Below are 22,380 nucleotides of genomic sequence, written 5' to 3' on the forward strand. Positions count from 1 at the left end.
TCAGAAGCGGAAATCAATCCCGGCTTGCACGGATTTTCGCAGGGCATCGCCACCGATCCCGCCGATTTCAGCATTCACGTACAGGTTTGATCCACTGCCCATCTGATAATCGAGGCCAAAGTTCACAGCACCGGTAAACCCGTCACTGCCATAGTGATCCGCCGCGATATTATCGAGGTTCCCAACGTCATTGTAATCAACAGATGCCCCGAAAGACATCAGTGCCGCGCCAGCTTGCATTTCATATCGGGCACCAAGGGACGCATAGCTCCAGGTGGAATAAGTATCCGCCATGCCCGCAAGGCTGCCTGTGGCGCTGTCGATTTCCTGACGACCGAACCCACCGTCAAATGACGCAATCACCTGATTGCCGCCCAATGCAAAAGGACGTTCCAGTGACAGGCTGAGCGCACGCATATCGCCTTCTGCCGTACCTGCCCCATCTGTGGTTTCCAGATCAAGTTTACCAAAGCTCAGGGTCACGGCACCGGTCACCTCACCGGAGCGGAAGCCAAGGTACGGTTGAATGGAAAGGCTTGCACCATCCAGATCAGACGCCGCAGAACTGATGGAAAAATCGCTGTAGCCCAGGGCCGCACCAACGATCATCCCGTTCTCAAGCTGAAAATCGATCCCCGCCTGCATGGTCGGAAATCGACCATCCAGATCAGTGCCATCAATCGCAGTGTAATCCATCTGGAACCATGTGCGGTTGTCATTGGTATTGTTCAGCCCCGGCGCTTCACGGCTGACAACAGGCATTCCACCAGCAAGTCCGGACTTAACAGCAGAGAAGATGGAAGCAGAAAGCGCCTGAGCAACTTCATTTGCCAAAACTTTGATCTGATCGCCTGCGATTTCCTCAAGGGCCGGTCCCCAGCCAAGCACAATGCCACCCAGGGTCAGAAGATACGAACCGGTGACGCCGCCGCTAAAGGAGGTAACAACCAATGAGTATTCACCATCCTGGATGTTGGCAGAGGGATTGATCACCGCATCACCGAAGAATGAAACGCCATCATCATTATGCGTAACATAATTTGCGTTTACATCTGATGGATCAAATTCCCCGGAATACAAAACAAGATAGGAATCGAACCCCGTTGTCAGTTCCGCAAGGAAAGCTGCAGCGTCTTCAACGGTGATCTCGATGACATCATAATAATAGCCTATCGGTGAACCGCCAGTGTAGCGTGCACCTTGAGTATCGCTGCTCTCCAGGGCACCGTTTACTGTTGTCGGCGGTACCAGCTGCGCAAAAGCCGAAGTGGCCATCATCATGGATGCAAATGCGGAAACAGAAAACCGTGTAATATACCTGTGCTGAAGTTTCTTCTGAAACATAGTTAATCCCCTCGATTACATGCTGCTCCCCAGCAGCGGAAAAATCATTAGTAATCAAATATGTTTAAAAAGCGGCCTAAACTGTTCCTTTTGGGGCCTCTGAGTACCACACAGAAACAATAACCTATTCCTGTTGCCCTTTGCGTCACTTCCGGGCACAACATCGCCATGGCAAAATCACTTCTGACATATTCATGCTCGGCATGCGGGCATGCGCATAAGAAATGGGCCGGGCAATGTGACGGCTGCGGCGAATGGAACACACTGGTCGAAGAGGCCCCGATGTCAGCCGGGCCTGCCTCCAGTTCTCTTGGGGCGACGCGCGGGCGTAAGGTGCCGCTTATGGATCTCGATGGTGATATCGAGCTTCCGCCACGGACCTTGTCAGGCGTACAGGAACTGGACCGAGTGCTTGGGGGCGGCTTGGTGGCCTCTTCTGCGGTTTTGGTGGGCGGCGATCCTGGCATCGGGAAATCCACGCTGTTGCTACAGGCCGCAGCACGATTTGCCCGTAATGGCCTGAAAGTCATTTATATTTCAGGTGAAGAGGCTTCTGCACAAGTCCGCATGCGGGCCCAACGTCTCGGGGTTGAGAAATCACCAGTACGTCTGGGCACAGAAACAAGCCTGCGCGATATTCTGACGACCCTGGAAAATGAAAAACCTGACCTTGCCGTCATCGATTCCATTCAGACGATGTGGGCCGATAATGTCAGCTCCGCCCCTGGTTCCGTCAGTCAGGTGCGTGCGGCTGCCCATGAGCTGACAACATTCGCCAAACGCAAAGGCATGGCGATTGTACTGGTTGGCCATGTGACCAAAGAAGGCCAGATCGCCGGGCCGCGTGTTGTCGAACATATGGTGGACACCGTTCTTTATTTTGAAGGCGAGCGCGGACATCAGTTCCGCATTCTGCGTGCTGTCAAAAACCGTTTTGGTGCGACAGATGAAATCGGCGTTTTTGAAATGACGGGCAAAGGCCTTCGCGAAATCAAAAATCCATCTGCCCTTTTTCTGGCGGATCGGGACAAGGCGCAGCCTGGCTCGGTTGTTTTCGCGGGGATCGAAGGCACCCGTCCGGTGCTTGCAGAATTTCAGGCCCTTGTATCGCCTTCCCCGCACAGCCAGTCAAAACGCACAGTTGTCGGGTGGGACAGTGGCCGTCTTGCGATGATTCTTGCCGTTCTTGAATCCCGCTGTGGCATCCCCTTTGCAGGGCTCGATGTTTATCTGAATGTTGCCGGCGGGTTAAAAGTTACGGAACCAGCAGCGGATCTGGCTGTTGCGGCGGCGCTACTTTCTGCACGTGAAGACACAGCTTTGCCTGCGGATACTGTCGTTTTTGGTGAAATCAGCCTATCAGGGACATTAAGACCAGCGGGACAGACCGAAAACAGGTTGAAAGAAGCGGAAAAACTTGGTTTCTCGGGGGCAATTGTCCCGTCGCGCAGTAAAACGGGTGCGGGTTGTACGTTAGAACTCAAACAGTTCGATGATCTCATCGGGTTTACGGAACAGACATTTTCTGCCGGATAACCGGCAAAACGATCGCTAAAGGAACGACCATGGAAGGTTTTACAGTCATTGACGGCATTGCAGCTGCGGTCATTATTCTATCAGCCCTGCTTGCCTATTCGCGCGGGCTGGTACGCGAGGTCCTGTCCATCGGCGGCTGGATCGCCGCAACAATCCTGGCCTATATGTTTGCAGCGTCTGTTCAGCCGCTTCTTGCACAGGTGCCCGGACTGAATGGTTTCATCGAAGGCCAGTGTGAACTTGCCCTGCTGATCAGTTTCGCGGTGGTCATGGTCATTGGGCTTCTGCTGTTTTCCATCTTCACCCCCCTGTTTTCCGGTGCCGTTCAGCGATCTTTCCTGGGCGGGCTTGATCAGGGCCTCGGGTTTCTCTTTGGTGCTGCCCGTGGTGTGCTTCTCGTGGTGATCGGACTGATGGCTTATGACTTCATCAACCCGGGTGAACCTGCGCCAATGGTTGCAGACAGCCGCACCAATCTGGTCTTTGGCCATCTGACCACACAGGTTGAAGATCAGGTTCCAAGCGATGTGCCTGGCTGGCTGCAGACACGCTACAACAGCTTTATCGCATCCTGCGAAGCCCCTGCCGGATAAGGCTTTTACAACAGAAATTCGGAAGGCCGTGGCATAAATATGCTGCGGCCTTTGTCTTTTTGGGCAGGAAAGAACGAATTTCTGTGACTCTTTAATGACAGACGCCCACAGGCCGATTAAGAGGAGGCAACGCCACGCCGGAGGGATTCGCGCCCCCGGACAAACGGAGCTGCTGCCACATGCGCAACCTGCCACGACGTTCGCCCCTTTCTTCCAACAGCCCAGATGTGCCTGATATTGCGGATGCAAAACCGTATTACGCGCACCCCTTTGACGACAGCAAACTGAAAGAAGAATGCGGTGTCTTTGGTGTGGTCGGCGTTAAAGACGCTGCCAATTTTGTTGCGCTTGGTCTGCACGCCCTGCAACACCGTGGTCAGGAAGCCGGCGGCATTGTCGCCCATTGCCCTGATCAGGGTTTCAACTCAGCCCGTCGTTTTGGCTATGTGCGCGACAACTTCACCAAAGCCAGCCTGATGGAAACACTGCCAGGCCCTGTGGCCATCGGCCATGTGCGCTATTCCACCGCCGGTTCGAAAGGCGCGGTTATCCGGGATGTTCAGCCTTTCTTTGGGGAGTTTTCCATGGGTGGTGCTGCCGTTGCCCATAACGGCAACCTGACCAACGCCAATGCCCTGCGCAAAGAACTGATTGAACGCGGATCCATCTTCCAGTCCTCATCTGACAGTGAATGTATCATCCACCTGATGGCCCGTTCTCTGCAACGCAATATCCCGGAACGCATGGAAGATGCTTTGCGTCGTGTTGAAGGGGCGTTCTCTATTGTTGCCATGACCCGTACCAAACTGATGGGTGTGCGTGACCCGCATGGCGTGCGTCCGCTTGTTCTTGGTAAAATCGGTGACGGCTGGGCGCTGTCTTCTGAAACCTGTGCGCTGGATATCATCGGTGCGGAATATGTCCGTGAGGTCGAACCAGGCGAAATGGTAGTGATCACGGAAAAAGGCGTCGAAAGCCACTTCCCCTTCCGCCCACAGCCCTCCAAGTTCTGCATCTTTGAGCATGTCTATTTCTCACGTCCCGACAGCATCATCGGCGGCCAGTCTGTCTATGAAACCCGCCGTCAGATCGGTGTAGAACTGGCACGTGAAACCCCTGTTGAGGCAGATCTCGTCTGTCCTGTGCCCGACAGTGGCACGCCCGCAGCGATTGGTTTCTCACAGGAAAGTGGTATTCCTTATGCTATGGGCATCATCCGCAACCAGTATATGGGCCGGACCTTTATTGAGCCGACCGAGCAGATCCGCAACATGGGTGTGCGTCTGAAACTTAACGTGAACCGGGCCCTGATCAAAGGAAAACGGGTTATCCTGGTGGATGATTCCGTTGTACGCGGAACCACATCGCGCAAGATCAAAGACATGATCCTGGACGCAGGCGCAAAGGAAGTGCACTTCCGCATTGCATCCCCGCCCACGGCCTGGCCTTGTTTTTATGGCGTAGATACACCCGAACGTGGAAAACTGCTTGCGGCGACAATGTCCGAAGATGAAATGCGCGACCACCTTGGTGTGGACAGTCTGAAGTTCATCTCACTCGATGGTCTCTACCGTGCAGCGGGTCAGAAAAAAGGCCGCAAGAAATCTTGTCCGCAATATTGCGACGCCTGTTTCTCTGGAGAATATCCGGTGACACCCGCAGATATGATCGAAAAGGGCTTTGAGATGAAGGCGGCAGAGTGAGGCCGCCGAATTCTTCAAAGAATTCGACCCGGATTATTTCAAATAATCCGGGCGCTCTACTGCAATTCCGCCCGCATCATTTTCTGTGTTCCCTGGGGTTCCAGGGCAAAGGGTATTCTGACGACTTCACCGCCAATATGGTGCAGATCGTGGATAAAGTTTTGCGAACCCCGGGCGGAGATGATCAGAAGATCGAAGTCGTGCGCAACACGGATGACATCTGCGCCCCCTGCCCCAAACGCCGTGGCCTGCGTTGCAGCAATCAGGACGGGATTGAAAAGCTAGATAAGGCCCATCTACGTGCCCTGAAACTTGATTATGGTCAGGTGATCACCTGGGGCGAGGCACAGGAACGTATCCGCAAACATGTGGCCCCGGAAGGGTTGCAGGTTATCTGCGCGGGCTGTCAGTGGCTGCAATACGGCATGTGCGAAGCGGCAGTGCGCGAACTGCACGGTTGATCCCAGCGCACTCCCTGGCGATAGTCGCGTTCAGGGAGAACACATATGTCATTTTCATATCACTTCACACATGCAATCTGTCGACGCCCCGGCACATCTGCCACGCAGGGACTGCGCGCGGTGGATACCGGCACACCGGACACGGATTTATTTCTGCAACATCACGCCGATTATATTACCGCGTTGAAATCAACCGGGGCCACCGTCACAGAACTTGCCGCCGATGAAGCCTTCCCTGACGGTTGTTTTGTCGAAGATGCAGCCCTCTGCCTGCTTGAACTTGCGATCATCATGCGCCCGGGAGCCCCCACACGACTGGGCGAAGCCGCACTGATGAAACCGGTGCTGGAAGATCTGTATCCCAATGTCGCTGAAATCACGCGCGGGCATATTGAAGGCGGTGATATACTGGTAACAGAACGTGAAATCCTCATTGGCAGCTCGGATCGCACAGATGCTGAGGGCGTTGAAAACCTGCGTGAGATTGTAACGCCTTATGGATACAGCATCCGAATGGTGCAGACCCCGCCGGGCGTATTGCACTTCAAGACCGATTGTTCGCTGCTGGACGCGCAAACAATCCTGTCGACCCGGCGCCTGGCGGACAGTGGTTGTTTTGACGGATATGAAGTCATCCATGTGGCCGAAGGAGAAGAAGCCTGCGCCAATGCGATCCGATTCAACAACCTTGTGATAATGCCCGCTGGTTTCCCTGAGACCCGGGCAACCCTGACGGCGGCCGAATATGAGGTGCGGGACGTCGGCAACAGCGAGGCTGCCAAGCTTGATGGTGGCATGTCCTGCCTGTCTCTGCGCTTTTCACCACCTGCGGCCTGAACACGCAGCTGCACCCTCTCGACTCTAACCCCATGGCCCGTTAGGAAGCCCGCATGACTGAGACAGCACAAAAAACCGCCCTGATCACTGGTGCCTCACGCGGGCTGGGTTCTGCCCTTGCCCTGGCGCTTGCCCCGACCCATCACATTATCGCGGTCGCCCGTACCCAGGGCGGGCTGGAAGATCTGGATGACAACATCAAGGCAATGGGCGGCACTGCTACGCTGGTGCCTATGGATCTGACGGATGAAGGTGCATGTGAATATCTTGGCGGATCCCTTGCGCAGCGCTGGGGTGGAGTTGATCTTTGGGCCCACACTGCAATTCACGGTGCGCCTCTGACACCAGCAGCCCATATCGACAACAAGGATTTTAACAAAAGTCTTGCAGGTAATGTCAACATGACCCGCTTCCTGATCCGTGCCGTTGAACCGCTTCTGCGTGCGAAACAAGGGCGCGCAATGTTCTTTGACGACACAACGATTGGTGAGAAGTTCTACGGCAGCTATGGCGCAACAAAAGCCGCGCAAATCGCCATTGTGAAGAACTGGCAGGCAGAAACCATAAACACCGGGCCAGAGGTATTGATTTCCGCCCCTGATGCGATGGGAACAGGTCTGCGCGCGCGGTTCTTCCCTGGTGAGGATAAATCCGCCCTGGCCGATATTCACGCGGAAGCAACGAAAGTCCTTTCTCTGCTAGGATAACATAACAGTTGGGAACCACTTTCTGGTTTTCTGGTTTTCTGGTTTTCTGGTTTTCTGGTTTTCTGGTTTTCTGGTTTTCTGGTTTTCTGGTTTTCTGGGGAAACTGCGATTTTCACAGATCCGGTCAAGAGGTCACTCAGCAATATGCGGCCAGAAAACCGCAGTTATTTCTGCATTCATCTCCCTTCCGTCACACCACTTTACGTGACGCAATCAGCCCGTTATTCAGGCCTAAACTGCAAGCGGGGCTGACATGCGTATTCTGATCACCAATGACGACGGCATTCATGCCCCAGGCCTGAAAACCCTGCATAAAATCGCAACCGATCTGGCGGGGCCGGATGGTGAAGTCTGGACCGTTGCACCGGCCTTTGAACAGTCCGGCGTCGGTCACTGCATAAGCTACACCCATCCCTTCATGGTCGCCCAACACGGAGAGCGCAGCTTCGCCGCAGAGGGAAGCCCTGCGGATTGCGTTCTGACTGCTCTGCATGATGTTATGCCTGAACGGCCTGATCTTGTGCTTTCGGGCGTAAATCGTGGCAACAACTCTGCAGAAAATACACTTTATTCCGGAACAATCGGCGCCGCGATGGAAGCGGCACTTCAGGGTATTCCCGCCATTGCCATGTCCCAATATTTCGGCGTAGAAAACCGGGATCTGGATGACCCGTTTGAATGCGCGGCAACCCATGGTCTGGACGTCATAAGACAGATCCTCGCCGCCCCACAAACCAGTGAAACGGCGGATTACCGCCTGTTCTGGAATGTGAACTTCCCACCCGTCAGCGCGAAAGATCACAAAGGTGTCCGCCTCTCTGCACAAGGGTTCCGCCGAGATACCGACTTTGGCGTCGAACCCCATATGGCCCCGTCCGGGCGTCGTTTCCTCTGGATCAAAGGCGGGCCGCAAACCACGCCAACACTTCCGGGCACGGATGCCGCTGACAACCTTGCAGGGTATACCTCTGTTACGCCCATGCGCGCGGATCTGACAGATCACGCGACCCTTGCAGCGCTGAAGGAAAGCTTCGGCCAATGACCCAATCCATGGATCAGGATATTGCCGAACGTAAAATGCAGTTCCTGTTTCAACTGCGTTCAAAAGGCGTGACCGATAATCGCGTACTGACAGCCATGGAAAAGATTGACCGAGGGCCTTTTATTCAGGGCTTTTTCGCAGATCGCGCCTATGAAGACACGCCCCTGCCAATCCCATGCGGACAAACCATCAGCCAGCCTTCGGTGGTGGCCCTGATGACCCAGGCACTGGATGTGCAGCCCCGCGATAAGGTGCTGGAGGTTGGCACAGGCTCTGGTTATCAGGCCGCTATTCTCAGCCAGCTCGGGCGACGGATCTATACCGTAGAACGCCATCGTCAGCTGATCCGGACCGCGCGGGAAATCTTTGATGCACTGGATCTCAGCAATATCACTGCAATCACTGGCGACGGCAGCTTCGGTCTGCCTGACCAGGCCCCTTTTGACCGCATCATTGTCACCGCCGCAGCAGAGGATCCGCCCGGCCCGCTGCTGGCACAACTGCGCATTGGTGGCATCATGATCGTTCCGGTTGGTCAATCTGACGCGGTTCAGAGCCTGATTAAGGTCACCCGCACCGAGATGGGCTTTGATTATGACGAGCTTCGCCCGGTGCGTTTTGTTCCTTTGCTGGAAGGACTGGCCAAAGATGAGTATGATTAAAGCAAATCACCCCCGGCGCAGGTGCAGAAAGACCACGTAAAGAAGGTCACGCCCCCGCAGAACCGGTTTGAGAAAGAGCAGAGATATGACCCGACCGTTTATTCACGACGTCACCCGTAAAACCCGCCTTTTGTCCGCAGCGGCAATTGTTGCGCTGACTGCCGGATGTTTTGATAACGCAGATCTGGATTTGCGCAACAATTTCGGCAATGGCATCGATACGTCTGGTGCGGTCCGTCAGGCCTCTTCCCCACGCCCGCGCCCGGATAACCGCGGCGTGATTTCCTACCCGAACTATCAAGTGGCGGTTGCCCGCCGCGGTGACGATATAACCAGCCTGGCAAATCGCCTGGGTGTCGATCCGCAGACCCTGGCGAATTACAATGGAGTCGCTACAGATACCTCTTTGCGCAATGGTGAAATTATCGCCCTGCCCGGCCGTGTTTCCGAACCGTCTGAAGCCACCGGCGCAGTAACCTCAGGTCGCACTCAGACACCACGTGTCATCGATGTGGAAACCCTGGCCTCAGGGGCAATTGACCGCGCACCCAATGTGAACTCTGGTACTGCAGAAGGTACGATCAATGCGCAGTCAGAAAGCCCCACTGGTAATGAACCTGTGCGCCACAAAGTGGGACGCGGGGAAACTGCATATAGCGTTGCCCGGCTTTACAATGTGTCTGTACGTTCACTGGCGCAGTGGAATGGCCTTGGCTCTGACCTGAACGTGCGCGAAGGGCAGTATCTGCTGATCCCAACAGCCACCCAAGCCCGTCAGGCGCAAAACACCACACCGGAACCGACACCCGCCGCGGCGGTCTCTGCACCTGGAACCGGCAGCACAACACCTGTGCCGCCAAGTGCCAGCAGCCCCCTTCCGCAAAATGACACGACACCTGCTGAAGAAGTTGAAGAAACCCCTGAAGCGCCGGATCTGGGAGAAACCCGCAGCGACAGTGGCGGACGCCTTATCATGCCGGTTGACGGTAATATCATCCGCCCGTTTGACGAAGGCCGGGGTGGCGGCATCGATATTTCGGCAGATGCCGGTAAAACCGTTGTTGCCGCAGATGCCGGCACGGTGGCCGCGATCACCGAAGATACAGATGACGTGCCGGTTCTGGTTTTGCGACACTCTGGTAATCTGCTGACGATCTACGCCAATGTCAGCGATATTTCTGTTTCAAAGGGTGATCGGGTGACACGTGGTCAGCAAATCGCAACTGTGCGCGACGGTAATCCATCCTTCATCCGGTTTGAGGTCCGTCGTGGCTTTGATCCCGTCGATCCGGTGGATTTCCTGAACTGATCTGGTTCAACAGTGACAAAAGAAAACGCCGCGCAGATCCCGCGCGGCGTTTTCTTTTTGTAGATCGGTCTGACTTTACAATGCGACGCCCCGGCGTCCTGCCAGATCGCAGAAGAACTGCCAGGCGACACGTCCCGACCGGCTGCCCCGTGTGGCCTGCCATTCAATCGCTTCCGCCCTGAGGTCCTCATCAGAAATCTCAACACCGTAAGCATCACAATAGCCCCGGATCATCTGCAGATAGGCATCCTGATCACAGGGATGGAAACCCAGCCAGAGACCAAAGCGATCAGACAGAGACACTTTCTCTTCCACTGCTTCAGATGGGTTAATCGCGCTTTGGCGTTCATTTTCAATCATATCGCGCGGCATCAGGTGACGGCGGTTTGATGTGGCGTACAGCACGACATTGTCAGGCCGGCCTTCAATGCCACCATCCAGAATTGCTTTCAGAGATTTGTAATGCTCGTCATCATGTGAGAAAGACAGGTCATCACAGAACAGCACAAAGCGATGTGGCACCCCGCGCAGAAGTGTCAGAAGACGGCCGACAGAGGGCAGATCTTCACGCTGTAACTCGATGATCTTCAGAGTATGACCCTGCTTCAGGATCTCGGCATGTATCGCTTTCACCAACGATGATTTTCCCATGCCCCGTGCGCCCCAGAGAAGGGCGTTATTGGCGGCAAAGCCACGGGCAAACTGCAGGGTGTTTTCCAGCAATGTGTCACGGGAACGGTTGATGCCCACCAGCATATCAAGCGCCACACGGGATACTTTCATCACCGGCACCAGTGCATCAGGATCGGCCTGCCACATAAAAGCATGCGCGGCATCAAAATCGGGTGCTGCGGCACCGGGCGGGTTCATCCGCTCCAGCGCCTCAGCAATGCGCACCAGCGCGTCAGTCTTACGGCTCATTTGTCGTCCATCTCTTCGGGATGCTGGTTCAGTTCTTCGTCGAACTCATCCTCGTCCTCGACCCACAGACCTTCCGCACGCAGCTTGGCTTCACGCTTTTTCTCGATCCGGCCCACAAGGAAGATCGAAATTTCGTAAAGGCCATAAACCACGACAAACAGGATCACCTGAGTAATCACATCCGGGGGGGTAACCAGCGCCGCAAGCACAAGGATTGCAACAACCGCGTATTTGCGCACGCTGCCAAGCCCTTGTGCAGAGACCAGCCCCGCCTTCCCCAGAAGGGTCAGCAGAACCGGCAGCTGGAAGCACAGGCCAAAAGCCACAATGAATTTGATCGTCAGGCTCAGATATTCCTGCGCGGACCCCTGAAAGGCGATCCCGGCGGTGGCATTATCGACTTCGTCACTTAAGACAGTGCCCGCCTGCTGGAACCCCAGGAAGAAATCAAAGGCCAGTGGTGTGACGACATAGAAGGCAAAGCTTGCGCCCAGGAAAAACATGAACGGCGACGCAATCAGGAACGGCAGGAACGCGCCCTGTTCGTTTTTGTAAAGACCCGGCGCCACAAAGCGCCACATCTGGAAAGCGATATAGGGGAAAGACAGCACCAGCCCGCCCAGAAGCGAGATGGAGATCGCGACAAAGAAACCTTCCTGAAGCTTGATCAGGATCAGCCCGCAATCATCCTGCCCGCGTTCTGCCATAGCGGAACACAGGGGATGGGTCAGAAAGTTAAAGATCGGGTTCCAGATGGTGAAACAGATCACCATGCCAATGATAAAGGCCACGACCGAATGGATCAGCCGCGTGCGCAGCTCGGTCAGATGTTCAATCAACGGGGCTGAGCTTGATTCAACCTCATCCGGGGCGCCTGTGGCCTGATCTGTCATTCTTATGCGTCTTTATTGCTCGGGGCATCCGGTGCGGGTGTTGCCTCCGGCGCGGGGGCCGGTTCCGGTGCCTGTGTTTCAGCTTCCGCAGCCGCAGCTTCTGCTGCTTTGCGCTCAGTCGCTTTCTCGGCAGCCTTGGCGCGGATTTTCTCCGCAGCCTCAGCACGCTCTTTCGCAAGCTTCTGGGTTTCGGGACCGGCCGTGCCTTCCGTCAGGGACGAAGACCAGCCCTTGGTCGCATCTTTCACCGCATCCAACGACGCCCCGACGGGGTTGGTGGCCGCCTTCAGGGTTTTATTGACGTCCGCGCCCATGTTTTTGATGTCTTTGACACCAGATTCATCGGCTGCGTCTTCCATCGCGCGCTGAAACTCACGGGCCATGCCGCGCATCTTACCGGTGAACCGGCCAAGCTGGCGGAACATGCCAGGCAGATCTTTGGGGCCAACGACAATAAGCGCGACGATCCCGATCAGAAGAAGTTCGGTCCATCCAAGGTCAAACATATGTCAGACCGCAGATCAGGCTTTGTCGTTTTCAGTTTCCGGTGTCACATCGACAGCGGTGTCTGCAGACTGTTCTTCCAGTTCTTTTTTGCCGTCGTCCACGCCACGTTTAAACGCGGTGATTCCTTTACCGACTTCGCCCATCAGGGACGAGATCTTGCCACGACCAAAGAGAACCAACACAACAACAGCGATGAGCAGCAGGCCGGGAAGGCCAATATTATTCAGCATTTCTTAGTCTCCCTTACCGGATATTCGCGGGCACTGACCCGCTCCGGGCTTCTTGTTCCATTTATATTTAGGGAATGCCTGCGGGGATTCATAGTGCAAAGCGGCGTACATGTGCTGATATGTGCTGATTTTTCGCGGCGTCGCCTTTTCATCAGGCACTTATCCGGCCTGATGAACCCTCTCGTGGCTTTCAGCCAGCAAAGACGTAGCAGCGCGCACGAGGCACAGTAATCCACATTACACGCCCCGTTTCCGGCAGAAAGACAGAGGGCACAGTGGCCGAAAGCTGCACGCCACAGTCGAGATCAAATTCAACAATGCTTTCCCGCCCGAGAAAACGCGCACGACGCACGGTGGCACGGGCGGCCACCCCATCGGATTGTGTTGGCTCAGGCCCGCGTCCGCCACGGTCAAAATCGATGCGGATATGCTGTGGGCGGAAAGCGATCTTTACTTTTGTCCCATTGGCGTGCCCCGGGGCCAGAAACTGACCAAATGGGGTTTCAGCAAGGGCCCCGTTGACCTCGGCCTCAATCACATTGAGATCCGAGAAAAACAATGCGGCTTCAAGATCATGTGGGGCGTTGTAGATATTATAAGGCGCACCACGCTGCACGATCTTCCCCCCGCGCATCAGCAGGATCTCATCAGCCATGCGCATGGCTTCCTCGGGTTCATGGGTCACAAGCAGAACCGCCGTGCCCTCTTCCTTCAGCATCGCCAGGGTTTCATCGCGCACAGAATCACGCAGACGGTCATCAAGGCCGGAAAACGGTTCATCCATCAGCATCATGACAGGACGCGGCGCAAGCGCACGGGCCAGGGCCACACGTTGTTGTTCTCCGCCGGACAGTTCGTGCGGATAGCGATCAGCGTAATGGGTCAGGCTGACGCGTTTCAACAGCTCCATCACCCGGGCGCGTTTCGCGATCTTATCGCCCTTCAGACCAAAGCCAATATTCTGCGCAACGGACAAATGCGGAAACAGCGCAAAATCCTGAAACATCAATCCGATAGAACGGCCTTCTGGCGGAACACGGTGCAATGTATCGCAGATCAACTCGCCATCCAGCCAGATTTCACCGCTTTGCTGCATTTCCACACCCGCAATCGCGCGCAGGGTCGAAGATTTACCGCAACCTGACGGACCAAGCAGGCAGGTCACCTGCCCCGGCATCACTTTGAACGAAACCCCATCGACAACCTTTTTGTCGCCATAGGTCTGGGTCAGGTTCTTCAGTTCAAGCCGTGGTGGCAGGTTTTGTTGTGCAGTTGTCTGGGTCACAGCCAGGCCTTTGCTGAGTGAAATCGTCAGTTTTCACGAGGTAGCAGAGCCCCCGCCCTGCGGCAAGGGGGCTATGCCCGCCTGCGACCAATCAGCAGCAGCTTCCGCCGGCAGCAGGTTCAGTGGCGGCCTGTGTGCGGGGTGCATCTGTTTTTGCGCCCGGTTCGAATGCGCCATAGTGACGGCAGAACGTACCGATGAAATCGAAATATTGCGCAAAACGGCTTTGACCCAGGGTCCGTGCGGTGTTTCCGCAAACCGGCACGCATTTTCCGGCCTCAAACTGTTTGTCTTCGTCCAGAACAAAGACCTGCGCCATATGTTCCAGACCACCGTTGTAGATCACAGCCTGGCCGTAATCTTCCGGGTTCGCATCCAGATTGTTCAGCTTAAACAAGCGCCAGGTTTCTGAGGTAAAACCAATATTGCCAAGCTTTGCTTCAATCTGTGGGTTTTCAACCGTCAACACACGGGTATCCACCATACGCGGATCGCCAAAACCAACTTTCTTAGACAGGGCAATGAAATCATTGCGATACAGCGCACCGGACAGGCATTCACCATACAGCACCGGATCTTCGCGCAGGGATCCAGGCACGCGGCGATCTGCGTAAACATCCGAGAAGTACATTTCCCCGCCCGGTTTAAGAATACGGTAGGCTTCTGACAGCACGGCCTCTTTATCCAGCGCCAGGTTGATCACGCAGTTTGAGACGATCAGATCAAAGCTGTTGTCTTCAAATCCAAGCGCACCCAGATCTTCAATTGTGCCTTTGACAAAAGCCGTGTTGGGCTTCGCGTAGCCAAAAGCCTCGGCATGGTAATCCATATGCGCCCGCGCGACATCAAGCTGCGCATCGGTCATATCAACACCGGTGACAAAACCGTCTTCGCCCACAAGAGCCGACAGCGCATAGACATCGCGCCCGGAACCAGACCCCAGATCCAGCACTTTCAGCCCCTCAAGCGCCTCAGGGGCAACAAGGCCGCAACCGTAGTAGCGCGACAGCACTTCGTCATGGATCTTGCCCAGGATTTTCTTCAGGTAATCCGGTATCGCATCGGGCGTGCAGCAGGCATTGGTCTGAAGATCGGACGACCCCTGAAGGGTTTCGCCGTAATATTCCTGAACGGTTTCATGCTGCATGGGTCGGGCCTCTGTTACGTAAATTCACCCGCAGACCTAACGGCTTGCGCATGCCCCGGCAAATCACGTGATCGTCAGGGCACGCAGAACATATCACAGAAGAGTGAAGTAAAATCCAGCCAGAATTTTGCCATTGAGCTGAAGCGACAGGCGATGCTGCCCGGGGTAATGGGTAAACGTCGTCGCCCCCTTCTTAAACAGGTGTTTTTTGCTCAGGGTCAGGCAGCTGCCCGCTTTCATCTGCGCCTGTTTCAGCTTGAACACTTTCGGGGCCGTGCCGCCATTGGCTTTCACAAAATCAATGACGTAATCCACCATCAGGGCTTCGTCCTGCCCGGCCTCAAGCACAGCCTCAAAGGTGAAACTTTCCCCGACCTCCAGGCTGTCGCGGTCTGCCTGCAATGAAGTGACAGTAATACCCGGATTGCTGCGATACCCCAGCAGTGCCAGTGCCCCCGCATGGCCCTTTTTCACCAGCCCGCGCAGGGCATGACGTGTCATCCAGTCCAACTCTTTTGCGTCCTGTCGCCCCTCCGCCTGCCAACGCGCCAAAGTGGACACCACAAGATCCGGATCTGTTTTTGATATATCATTCAGGTGGTTTGCAACGGATCTTGTCACGAAACGGGTTGGGTCCACATGTAGCAGATCAAGGACAGGCAATGTCCGTTCCGATGTGACGCCGACCTTCATTCCCCAGGGCAGTTTTGGCCGTGTGCCTTCTGAAACCAGGCGGCGCACGTGGTAGTGGTCATGCCTTGCCCAGTCCTGCATCCGCAACAAAACGGCATCGGGCCAGCGGTTCAGAAAAGGCCGGATCGCGAATTCCATGGAAAAGCGTTGTGTCACAGCTTCCAGCAGGTCCAGCGACAGATCCAGATGATGTTCCAACCCATGGTTCACCGCATATTCGCCCAAAGGTGCAAAGATAAACCGCCCGAAGTCATCATCTGTCCGCGTGGGATCAAGTGGCTCCGGCAAGGCCGCATGAATATATCGTGCGGCTTCGGGGAATTCGGCTGGCAGATGATCCGTCAGCACCGAAGCTATATGATCAATGCGCTGTTTCAGTTCCAGTTCAGGAAAGGGCGCAAGCACCTGATCCGCAAATGCCTGCGCCTGAAATGACGGATCAGCTGCCTGAAAAAGCCCGGCCAGATAACCAACCGTTCCCGCGTTAAAGAGGTCATCTTTCAGACTGTATTTCTCCGCCATTTCTATTCCTTACATCGTTGTGTTCACGCCGCCGCCATCCAGCAGAATATTCTGCCCGATGATAAAGCCTGCGTGTTGCGAACAGAGGAAAGCGCAGGTGGCACCAAATTCTGCCGCTGTGCCGTAACGGCGGGCGGGAATCGTTGCCTCGCGTTGTGCTTTTGCTTCCTCAGAAGTGATTCCCTGCGCCGCTGCAACACCACCATCCAGAGAAACTGCACGGTCTGTTGCATGTATTCCGGGCAGAAGGTTGTTCATGACCACCCCTTCGGGGGCAACCTGGCGTGACGTTCCTGCAACATATCCGGTCAGACCCGTACGGGCAGAGTTGGACAGACCAAGTGCCGGAATCGGTGCCTTCACCGATTGAGACGTGATGTTCACAACCCGACCCCAGCCGCGATCGATCATGCCGGGTACCAGAGCTTTGATCATGGCAATGGGTGCCAGCATATTTGCATCCAAAGCCTTGATAAAATCTTCACGATCCCAATCACTCCAGACACCAGGAGGTGGTCCACCCGCGTTATTTACAAGGATATCCACGGCACCAGCCACCCGCAGAACCTCTGCGCGCCCTTCCTCGGTGCTTATGTCCCCTGCAACGGTTTCAACCGTCACGCCATAGGCCTGGCGAATGGCCTCGGCCGTTTCTGACAGCGGTCCTTCAGAGCGGGCGTTCAGAACAACATTCACCCCTTCAGCCGCCAGTGCTTCTGCACAACCGCGGCCCAATCCCTTTGAGGACGCACAGATAAGCGCTCTCTTTCCTTTAATTCCCAGGTCCATTTTGCTTTGTTCCCCTCTGTAAGTGAGATAGTTTCCCATAAGGTCACCAGATCAAGTTGCGATCCGGCACTCTCTTAGATGGTAATAAAGGTAGTGAGCTTAGTTATGTCACCCCCCGAACTAAATTTCGCCCTTTTCTCATCTATATTTTCTCAGATAAGTTTCGCCGCAGACTACCCAAATAGGCGTGTTGTCACTGGGAGCTTTTTCCCGTTAGGTAATAGTGTTTTTATCGACACGTAAGTTTAAATGTAACGTCAGTGATTGTAGGTAACAGTGAACTCGATTGGTAACATAGAACAAAAAATGGCTCTTTCGGGAATGCAGACAATTCCCGTGATCCGTGGTGATGATTTCAGAGTAACCGACGGTGTAAACCTTGGGGATCAGTTGCACGAGGCTTCAGAACTCCTTCTTGACGACTACTATCAGATCAGTCGCACCGGGCGCATGGAAGCTCTTGATATTATTCCAGTTTCTGAAACATCAACAAACAGTGGACTGCCCGCCCCGGAATATCGGATAGCCGAAACGTCTTCGCTTGGCACCCCCGGGAACGCCGTCTTTCTTGATTCTGTCATTACCCTGATGGCCCAGGATGGCAAAACCGTCGACTCACTTGTGATGATTGAAGTCGCACAAGACACGAACTTCATCGAAGCCAGTTATCTTTTGCCAATTGCCGATATTTTACCAGGGCAACCCTATCGCCTTGTTGGAATCAGTCAAGAATCAGCGCGCAAGTTCTTTGCCCTGGTTTCATGCGTATCCTTCACCCGTAGCACACAAATCACCATGGCTGACGGCACCCAGCAGCTGATTGAAACACTACGTCCGGGCGACAGAGTGCTGACACGTGACAATGGCCCTCAGGAGGTCCGCTGGGTCGGGGAAATCACCCGCCGCGCTGTCGGCGAATTCGCCCCGATTCTGATCCGGAAAAATACACTGAACAACTCACGTGATCTGCTGGTCAGCCCCGGGCACCGTCTGTTTTTCTGGCAGCGCGTTGATGAGTTGAACATTGGCCGTTCTGAAGTTCTTGTGCAGGCCCGTCACCTTGTAGATGGCGACCGGATTTGTCGTTCTGAAGGCGGTTTTATTGACTATTTCCAACTGCTGTTCGATGATCACCAGATTATTTACGCTGAGGGAATTGCAACCGAAAGCATGTTGCTGTCACCGCATACCAAACCTGCACTTCCTGAAGCGCTAAGCCAAAACTTTTCCGACGATGTGAACAGCCGATATGCAAGCAAAGCGGCCTCTTACGAAGAGGGCATTGCTGAACTGGCACGAGAAGCCGATATTGCGACCAGGCTAAAGCGCGCTTCGTCCCCTCAATGATCTGATGCGGTTATCAGGAAAACGGAGTCGCCCCACCCTGTTCCTGATGTTCTGGCATTCGTCTGCTTTATCTCTGGCATGCCTTCTTGCAACGGCTTTGTCTGCACAGGAAACTGCCCCTGAAGTTGCGCTACCGGATCGCTTTTCAGATCAATTCCATTCATTCTGCACCGTTGACCGGATGCGCAGCTGGGTTCTCTCAGCCAACGGCCCCAACGATAAATACCTGGTTCAACTTGCCTGCTGGCAAGGTGGAAATGCCGTACACCTGCGCCATTTCCGCACCAGGGTTATTGGCAATACGCAAACCACGGAAGAACTATCACTTCCCCATCAGGGCATTCGGTCTGTCCGTGTTTCCCCTGAAAGCATCACCCTGAATATGTTCAGCTATAAAGCCGGTGATTCCCGTTGCTGCCCGACCGGCGAAGAGCATATTTTTCTTTCCCGATAACCCGCCGCGGTTCTTGCGCTGCATTCTTAGCCCGCCTATAGCTCTGATCATGTCTGATACCGCATCAAATCAACCCGTCCTGCCGCCCGAAATTGCGCGCCGCCGTACCTTTGCGATCATCTCGCATCCGGACGCCGGTAAAACCACGCTGACTGAAAAGTTCCTGCTTTATGGTGGCGCGATTCAGATGGCGGGCCAGGTACGCGCAAAAGGCGAAGCCCGCCGCACGCGATCTGACTTTATGCAGATGGAAAAAGATCGCGGCATTTCGGTTTCCGCCTCCGCCATGAGCTTTGATTTTGACGGGCATCGTTTTAACCTTGTCGACACACCAGGTCACTCTGACTTCTCGGAAGACACCTATCGCACGCTGACAGCCGTGGACGCTGCTGTCATGGTGATTGACGGTGCAAAAGGCGTGGAAAGCCAGACACAGAAACTGTTTGAAGTCTGCCGTCTGCGTGACCTGCCAATTCTGACCTTCTGTAACAAGATGGACCGCGAAAGCCGCGACACATTCGAAATCATTGACGAAATTCAGGAAAACCTGGCGATTGATGTAACGCCCGCCTCCTGGCCTATTGGTGTTGGTCGCGATTTTATCGGCTGCTACGACATCCTGCGTGACCGTCTTGAACTGATGGACCGTGCGGATCGCAACAAAGTTGCGGAAAGCGTAGAAATCAACGGCCTGGATGATCCAAAGCTTGCAGAACTTGTACCTGCTGATCTGCTGGAAAAATTCCTGGAAGAGATCGAAATGGCGAAGGAGCTTCTGCCGCCACTAGATCACCAGGCACTGCTTGATGGCACCCTGACCCCGATCTGGTTCGGGTCTGCAATCAACAGCTTTGGCGTGCAGGAACTGATGGCCGGTATCGCGCAATACGGCCCGCAACCCCAGCCTCAGAACGCTGAACCCCGCGCTATTGCCCCCGAAGAAAAGAAAGTCGCAGGCTTTGTGTTCAAGGTTCAGGCAAACATGGACCCGAAACACCGTGACCGCGTGGCTTTTGTGCGTATGGCATCGGGGCACTTTAAACGTGGCATGAAACTGACACATGTGCGCACAAAAAAGCCGATGGCGATTTCAAACCCTGTGTTGTTTCTGGCATCAGACCGGGAATTGGCGGAAGAAGCCTGGGCAGGTGATATCATCGGTATCCCCAACCATGGCCAGCTGCGCATTGGTGACACGCTGACTGAAGGCGAAATGCTGCGTGCGACAGGCATCCCAAGCTTTGCGCCGGAATTGCTGCAAGGCGTGCGTGCTGGTGATCCGCTGAAATCCAAACACCTTGAAAAAGCCCTGATGCAATTTGCTGAAGAAGGTGCTGCGAAAGTATTCAAGCCTTCCATCGGTTCCGGCTTTATTGTCGGTGTTGTTGGTCAGCTACAGTTTGAAGTTCTCGGCTCCCGCATTGAGATGGAATACGGTCTGCCTGTGCGTTTTGAGCAAAGCCAATTCACCTCTGCACGTTGGGTTCATGGGGAAAAAGACGCGGTTGAAAAATTCGCGGATGCCAACAAACAGCATATTTCCCACGACAATGACGGTGACGTGGTTTTCCTGACGCGGATGCAATGGGACATTGACCGGGTCGTACGGGATTACCCCGATATAACCCTGTCGGCGACCAAAGAAATGATGACATAACACGATAACGCGGGACCTTTCCCGCGTTATTTATTTCTTAGAAATGCCACAGTTTGTTCTGTTGTAACCGACCCTTGTTCCTTTCATTGACCTTTATTCCAAAAACCGTTACCCCATAGCGAGTCTGGAGCACCCTATAGAACCGGCGGCCACGCGGGTCGCACGCTCCGAAAATGCCCGCAACAGGCGGGCCAGGGAATACGCCCTGCAAGTCATGGAAAATAATGACAAAATTTAGTGATCTGAAACTTGGACCCAAGGTCCTGAAAGCTGTCGACGAAGCGGGTTATGAAAGCCCGACTCCTATTCAGGCGGGTGCCATCCCCCCTGCCCTTGAGGGCCGCGATGTTCTGGGAATCGCCCAGACCGGCACCGGCAAGACAGCCTCTTTCACCCTGCCAATGATTTCGATGCTGGCCCGGGGCCGTGCACGGGCACGTATGCCACGCTCGCTGGTGCTTTGCCCGACACGGGAACTGGCGGCGCAGGTTGCTGAGAACTTCGACACCTATGCAAAACACGTTAAACTGACCAAAGCTCTGCTGATCGGTGGTGTATCCTTCAAAGAACAGGATGCCCTGATTGATCGCGGTGTTGACGTTCTGATCGCAACACCTGGTCGCCTTCTGGACCATTTTGAACGCGGTAAACTGCTGCTGACTGGTGTGCAGATCATGGTGGTGGATGAAGCCGACCGTATGCTTGATATGGGCTTTATCCCGGATATCGAACGTATCTTTGGCCTGACGCCGTTTACCCGCCAGACACTGTTCTTCTCAGCCACGATGGCCCCCGAGATCGAGCGCATCACAAACACATTCCTGTCGGCCCCTGAACGCATTGAAGTTGCCCGCGCGGCGACCACCAATGACAAGATCACCCAGGGCGTGGTGATGTTCAAACCGACTCGCAAAGACCGTGCCAGCAGCGAAAAACGGACACTACTGCGCAAGCTGATTGATAGCGAAGGTGACAAATGCACCAACGCAATCATCTTCTGCAACCGCAAGTCCGACGTTGATATCGTTGCAAAATCTCTGAACAAATACGGCTATGACGCGGCCCCGATCCATGGCGATCTGGACCAAAGCAAACGTATGGAAACCCTGGATGCCTTCCGTTCAGACAAACTGCGTTTCCTCTGTGCATCCGACGTTGCCGCCCGTGGCCTTGACGTTCCAAACGTCAGCCATGTGTTCAACTTTGATGTTCCAGGCAACGCCGAAGACTATGTGCACCGCATCGGACGTACAGGCCGCGCGGGCCGCACCGGCACCGCTTATATGATCTGTGCGCCGTCAGACGAACGCAACTTTGATGATATCGAAAAGCTGGTTCAGCAGGAAATTCCACGCCTGGATAACCCGCTGAAAAAAGACAAACCAGTTGCGGAAGTGAAGTCAGACGAAACACCGTCCGAAAAGCCAAAACGCACCCGTTCCCGTCGTAAACCGCGTGAAGAACAGGTTGAACAAGCAGCTGAACCTGTGACGGATTCCCAGGAGCCTGAAAAGACTGAACAACCACCACAACAACAGCAGCCACAGCGTGGCGGTGGTGCCCGTGGTGGTCGTGGCAAAGGCAAATCAGGCGATCAAAAAGACAACGGAAACCGTGTCGTTGGTATGGGCGACCACATGCCTGGTTTCATCGCCATGAGTTTCGATGAACGCCGTCAGGCTGGCTGAACAAATTCACAATCTCATTAAAAAGCGCGCCGCTCATATCTGAGCGGCGCGCT

The 22,380-nt window shown here is 54.7% G+C and carries 22 protein-coding genes; 12 read left to right on the forward strand and 10 right to left on the reverse strand.

Annotated elements, in window-relative coordinates:
- Window positions 1–1,344 carry an autotransporter outer membrane beta-barrel domain-containing protein gene (locus tag H1D41_RS14660; protein ID WP_228849617.1) on the reverse strand — a complete coding sequence of 448 codons (1,344 nt, stop codon included), beginning with the start codon at window positions 1,342–1,344 and terminating at the stop codon, window positions 1–3.
- Window positions 1,345–1,512: 168 nt separating this feature from the next.
- Here H1D41_RS14660 and radA point away from each other — a divergent pair, with 168 nt between their 5' ends.
- The 9 genes from radA to H1D41_RS14705 all read left to right on the forward strand — a co-directional run bounded on the left by radA (window position 1,513) and on the right by H1D41_RS14705 (window position 10,194).
- Entirely contained in the window at window positions 1,513–2,880 is a 1,368-nt protein-coding gene (gene radA, locus H1D41_RS14665) for a DNA repair protein RadA (RefSeq protein ID WP_228849618.1), read from the forward strand.
- Window positions 2,881–2,909: 29 nt separating this feature from the next.
- On the forward strand, window positions 2,910–3,473 hold the full coding sequence (locus tag H1D41_RS14670; protein ID WP_228849619.1) for a CvpA family protein: 564 nt from the start codon (window positions 2,910–2,912) through the stop codon (window positions 3,471–3,473).
- Window positions 3,474–3,652: 179 nt separating this feature from the next.
- A complete protein-coding gene (gene purF / locus H1D41_RS14675) occupies window positions 3,653–5,176 on the forward strand; it encodes an amidophosphoribosyltransferase (protein ID WP_228849620.1) in 1,524 nt (507 codons plus the stop codon).
- Window positions 5,173–5,637 carry a DUF1284 domain-containing protein gene (locus H1D41_RS14680; protein WP_228849621.1) on the forward strand — a complete coding sequence of 155 codons (465 nt, stop codon included), beginning with the start codon at window positions 5,173–5,175 and terminating at the stop codon, window positions 5,635–5,637. The genes purF and H1D41_RS14680 overlap by 4 nt, the downstream gene beginning before the upstream one ends.
- A gap of 45 nt (window positions 5,638–5,682) precedes the next feature.
- Window positions 5,683–6,474 (forward strand): dimethylarginine dimethylaminohydrolase family protein, encoded by a 792-nt coding sequence (locus tag H1D41_RS14685; RefSeq protein ID WP_228849622.1) that lies wholly within the window; start codon window positions 5,683–5,685, stop codon window positions 6,472–6,474.
- Window positions 6,475–6,527: 53 nt separating this feature from the next.
- Window positions 6,528–7,181, forward strand: a complete 654-nt coding sequence (locus H1D41_RS14690; RefSeq protein WP_228849623.1) for an SDR family NAD(P)-dependent oxidoreductase — start codon at window positions 6,528–6,530, stop codon at window positions 7,179–7,181.
- A gap of 253 nt (window positions 7,182–7,434) precedes the next feature.
- Entirely contained in the window at window positions 7,435–8,223 is a 789-nt protein-coding gene (surE, locus tag H1D41_RS14695) for a 5'/3'-nucleotidase SurE (RefSeq protein ID WP_228849624.1), read from the forward strand.
- Window positions 8,220–8,885 carry a protein-L-isoaspartate(D-aspartate) O-methyltransferase gene (locus H1D41_RS14700; RefSeq protein WP_228849625.1) on the forward strand — a complete coding sequence of 222 codons (666 nt, stop codon included), beginning with the start codon at window positions 8,220–8,222 and terminating at the stop codon, window positions 8,883–8,885. The genes surE and H1D41_RS14700 overlap by 4 nt, the downstream gene beginning before the upstream one ends.
- Window positions 8,886–8,970: 85 nt before the next feature.
- A complete protein-coding gene (locus H1D41_RS14705; RefSeq protein ID WP_228849626.1) occupies window positions 8,971–10,194 on the forward strand; it encodes a peptidoglycan DD-metalloendopeptidase family protein in 1,224 nt (407 codons plus the stop codon).
- A gap of 75 nt (window positions 10,195–10,269) precedes the next feature.
- Here H1D41_RS14705 and H1D41_RS14710 read toward each other — a convergent pair whose 3' ends face one another.
- The 8 genes from H1D41_RS14710 to H1D41_RS14745 form a co-directional block, all read right to left on the reverse strand.
- Window positions 10,270–11,115 (reverse strand): ATP-binding protein, encoded by an 846-nt coding sequence (locus H1D41_RS14710; RefSeq protein WP_228849627.1) that lies wholly within the window; start codon window positions 11,113–11,115, stop codon window positions 10,270–10,272.
- Window positions 11,112–12,008: a twin-arginine translocase subunit TatC gene (tatC, locus tag H1D41_RS14715; protein WP_107495254.1), complete on the reverse strand. Its 897-nt coding sequence runs from the start codon at window positions 12,006–12,008 to the stop codon at window positions 11,112–11,114. Before tatC ends, H1D41_RS14710 begins: the two co-directional genes overlap by 4 nt.
- A gap of 2 nt (window positions 12,009–12,010) precedes the next feature.
- A complete protein-coding gene (gene tatB / locus H1D41_RS14720) occupies window positions 12,011–12,514 on the reverse strand; it encodes a Sec-independent protein translocase protein TatB (protein WP_228849628.1) in 504 nt (167 codons plus the stop codon).
- Between the two features lie 15 nt (window positions 12,515–12,529).
- Window positions 12,530–12,745, reverse strand: coding sequence for a twin-arginine translocase TatA/TatE family subunit (locus H1D41_RS14725; protein ID WP_107495252.1), 216 nt, complete (start codon window positions 12,743–12,745; stop codon window positions 12,530–12,532).
- A gap of 190 nt (window positions 12,746–12,935) precedes the next feature.
- Window positions 12,936–14,030: an ABC transporter ATP-binding protein gene (locus tag H1D41_RS14730; protein ID WP_228849629.1), complete on the reverse strand. Its 1,095-nt coding sequence runs from the start codon at window positions 14,028–14,030 to the stop codon at window positions 12,936–12,938.
- A 91-nt stretch (window positions 14,031–14,121) separates the two neighbouring features.
- Entirely contained in the window at window positions 14,122–15,177 is a 1,056-nt protein-coding gene (locus H1D41_RS14735; RefSeq protein ID WP_228849630.1) for a methyltransferase domain-containing protein, read from the reverse strand.
- Between the two features lie 93 nt (window positions 15,178–15,270).
- Window positions 15,271–16,392 carry a DNA alkylation repair protein gene (locus H1D41_RS14740; RefSeq protein ID WP_228849631.1) on the reverse strand — a complete coding sequence of 374 codons (1,122 nt, stop codon included), beginning with the start codon at window positions 16,390–16,392 and terminating at the stop codon, window positions 15,271–15,273.
- 9 nt (window positions 16,393–16,401) lie between these two features.
- A complete protein-coding gene (locus tag H1D41_RS14745; RefSeq protein ID WP_228849632.1) occupies window positions 16,402–17,181 on the reverse strand; it encodes an SDR family oxidoreductase in 780 nt (259 codons plus the stop codon).
- Between the two features lie 321 nt (window positions 17,182–17,502).
- Between H1D41_RS14745 and H1D41_RS14750 the strand changes: the two genes are divergently transcribed.
- Window positions 17,503–18,528: a Hint domain-containing protein gene (locus H1D41_RS14750; RefSeq protein ID WP_228849633.1), complete on the forward strand. Its 1,026-nt coding sequence runs from the start codon at window positions 17,503–17,505 to the stop codon at window positions 18,526–18,528.
- Here H1D41_RS14750 and H1D41_RS14755 read toward each other — a convergent pair.
- Window positions 18,522–18,692, reverse strand: coding sequence for a hypothetical protein (locus tag H1D41_RS14755; RefSeq protein ID WP_228849634.1), 171 nt, complete (start codon window positions 18,690–18,692; stop codon window positions 18,522–18,524). The two genes, H1D41_RS14750 and H1D41_RS14755, sit on opposite strands and share 7 nt — an antisense overlap.
- A 339-nt stretch (window positions 18,693–19,031) precedes the next feature.
- On the opposite strand from H1D41_RS14755, the gene H1D41_RS14760 reads away from it, so the two are divergent.
- Both H1D41_RS14760 and H1D41_RS14765 read left to right on the forward strand, forming a co-directional pair.
- On the forward strand, window positions 19,032–20,639 hold the full coding sequence (locus H1D41_RS14760) for a peptide chain release factor 3 (protein ID WP_228849635.1): 1,608 nt from the start codon (window positions 19,032–19,034) through the stop codon (window positions 20,637–20,639).
- Window positions 20,640–20,863: 224 nt separating this feature from the next.
- Window positions 20,864–22,327 (forward strand): DEAD/DEAH box helicase, encoded by a 1,464-nt coding sequence (locus H1D41_RS14765; RefSeq protein WP_228849636.1) that lies wholly within the window; start codon window positions 20,864–20,866, stop codon window positions 22,325–22,327.
- Window positions 22,328–22,380: the final 53 nt, after the last annotated feature.

This window comes from Halocynthiibacter styelae, from assembly GCF_016123485.1.
GTDB classification, from domain to species: domain Bacteria; phylum Pseudomonadota; class Alphaproteobacteria; order Rhodobacterales; family Rhodobacteraceae; genus Halocynthiibacter; species Halocynthiibacter styelae.

What these genes read in the sequence shown, in the direction of transcription:
- H1D41_RS14660 (WP_228849617.1), bottom strand. Translation starts at nt 1,344, where the DNA reads ATGTTTCAGAAGAAACTTCAGCACAGGTATATTACACGGTTTTCTGTT.
- radA (WP_228849618.1), top strand. Translation starts at nt 1,513, where the DNA reads ATGGCAAAATCACTTCTGACATATTCATGCTCGGCATGCGGGCATGCG.
- H1D41_RS14670 (WP_228849619.1), top strand. Translation starts at nt 2,910, where the DNA reads ATGGAAGGTTTTACAGTCATTGACGGCATTGCAGCTGCGGTCATTATT.
- purF (WP_228849620.1), top strand. Translation starts at nt 3,653, where the DNA reads ATGCGCAACCTGCCACGACGTTCGCCCCTTTCTTCCAACAGCCCAGAT.
- H1D41_RS14685 (WP_228849622.1), top strand. Translation starts at nt 5,683, where the DNA reads ATGTCATTTTCATATCACTTCACACATGCAATCTGTCGACGCCCCGGC.
- H1D41_RS14690 (WP_228849623.1), top strand. Translation starts at nt 6,528, where the DNA reads ATGACTGAGACAGCACAAAAAACCGCCCTGATCACTGGTGCCTCACGC.
- surE (WP_228849624.1), top strand. Translation starts at nt 7,435, where the DNA reads ATGCGTATTCTGATCACCAATGACGACGGCATTCATGCCCCAGGCCTG.
- H1D41_RS14700 (WP_228849625.1), top strand. Translation starts at nt 8,220, where the DNA reads ATGACCCAATCCATGGATCAGGATATTGCCGAACGTAAAATGCAGTTC.
- H1D41_RS14705 (WP_228849626.1), top strand. Translation starts at nt 8,971, where the DNA reads ATGACCCGACCGTTTATTCACGACGTCACCCGTAAAACCCGCCTTTTG.
- H1D41_RS14710 (WP_228849627.1), bottom strand. Translation starts at nt 11,115, where the DNA reads ATGAGCCGTAAGACTGACGCGCTGGTGCGCATTGCTGAGGCGCTGGAG.
- tatC (WP_107495254.1), bottom strand. Translation starts at nt 12,008, where the DNA reads ATGACAGATCAGGCCACAGGCGCCCCGGATGAGGTTGAATCAAGCTCA.
- tatB (WP_228849628.1), bottom strand. Translation starts at nt 12,514, where the DNA reads ATGTTTGACCTTGGATGGACCGAACTTCTTCTGATCGGGATCGTCGCG.
- H1D41_RS14725 (WP_107495252.1), bottom strand. Translation starts at nt 12,745, where the DNA reads ATGCTGAATAATATTGGCCTTCCCGGCCTGCTGCTCATCGCTGTTGTT.
- H1D41_RS14735 (WP_228849630.1), bottom strand. Translation starts at nt 15,177, where the DNA reads ATGCAGCATGAAACCGTTCAGGAATATTACGGCGAAACCCTTCAGGGG.
- H1D41_RS14740 (WP_228849631.1), bottom strand. Translation starts at nt 16,392, where the DNA reads ATGGCGGAGAAATACAGTCTGAAAGATGACCTCTTTAACGCGGGAACG.
- H1D41_RS14745 (WP_228849632.1), bottom strand. Translation starts at nt 17,181, where the DNA reads ATGGACCTGGGAATTAAAGGAAAGAGAGCGCTTATCTGTGCGTCCTCA.
- H1D41_RS14750 (WP_228849633.1), top strand. Translation starts at nt 17,503, where the DNA reads ATGCAGACAATTCCCGTGATCCGTGGTGATGATTTCAGAGTAACCGAC.
- H1D41_RS14755 (WP_228849634.1), bottom strand. Translation starts at nt 18,692, where the DNA reads ATGAATGGAATTGATCTGAAAAGCGATCCGGTAGCGCAACTTCAGGGG.
- H1D41_RS14760 (WP_228849635.1), top strand. Translation starts at nt 19,032, where the DNA reads ATGTCTGATACCGCATCAAATCAACCCGTCCTGCCGCCCGAAATTGCG.
- H1D41_RS14765 (WP_228849636.1), top strand. Translation starts at nt 20,864, where the DNA reads ATGACAAAATTTAGTGATCTGAAACTTGGACCCAAGGTCCTGAAAGCT.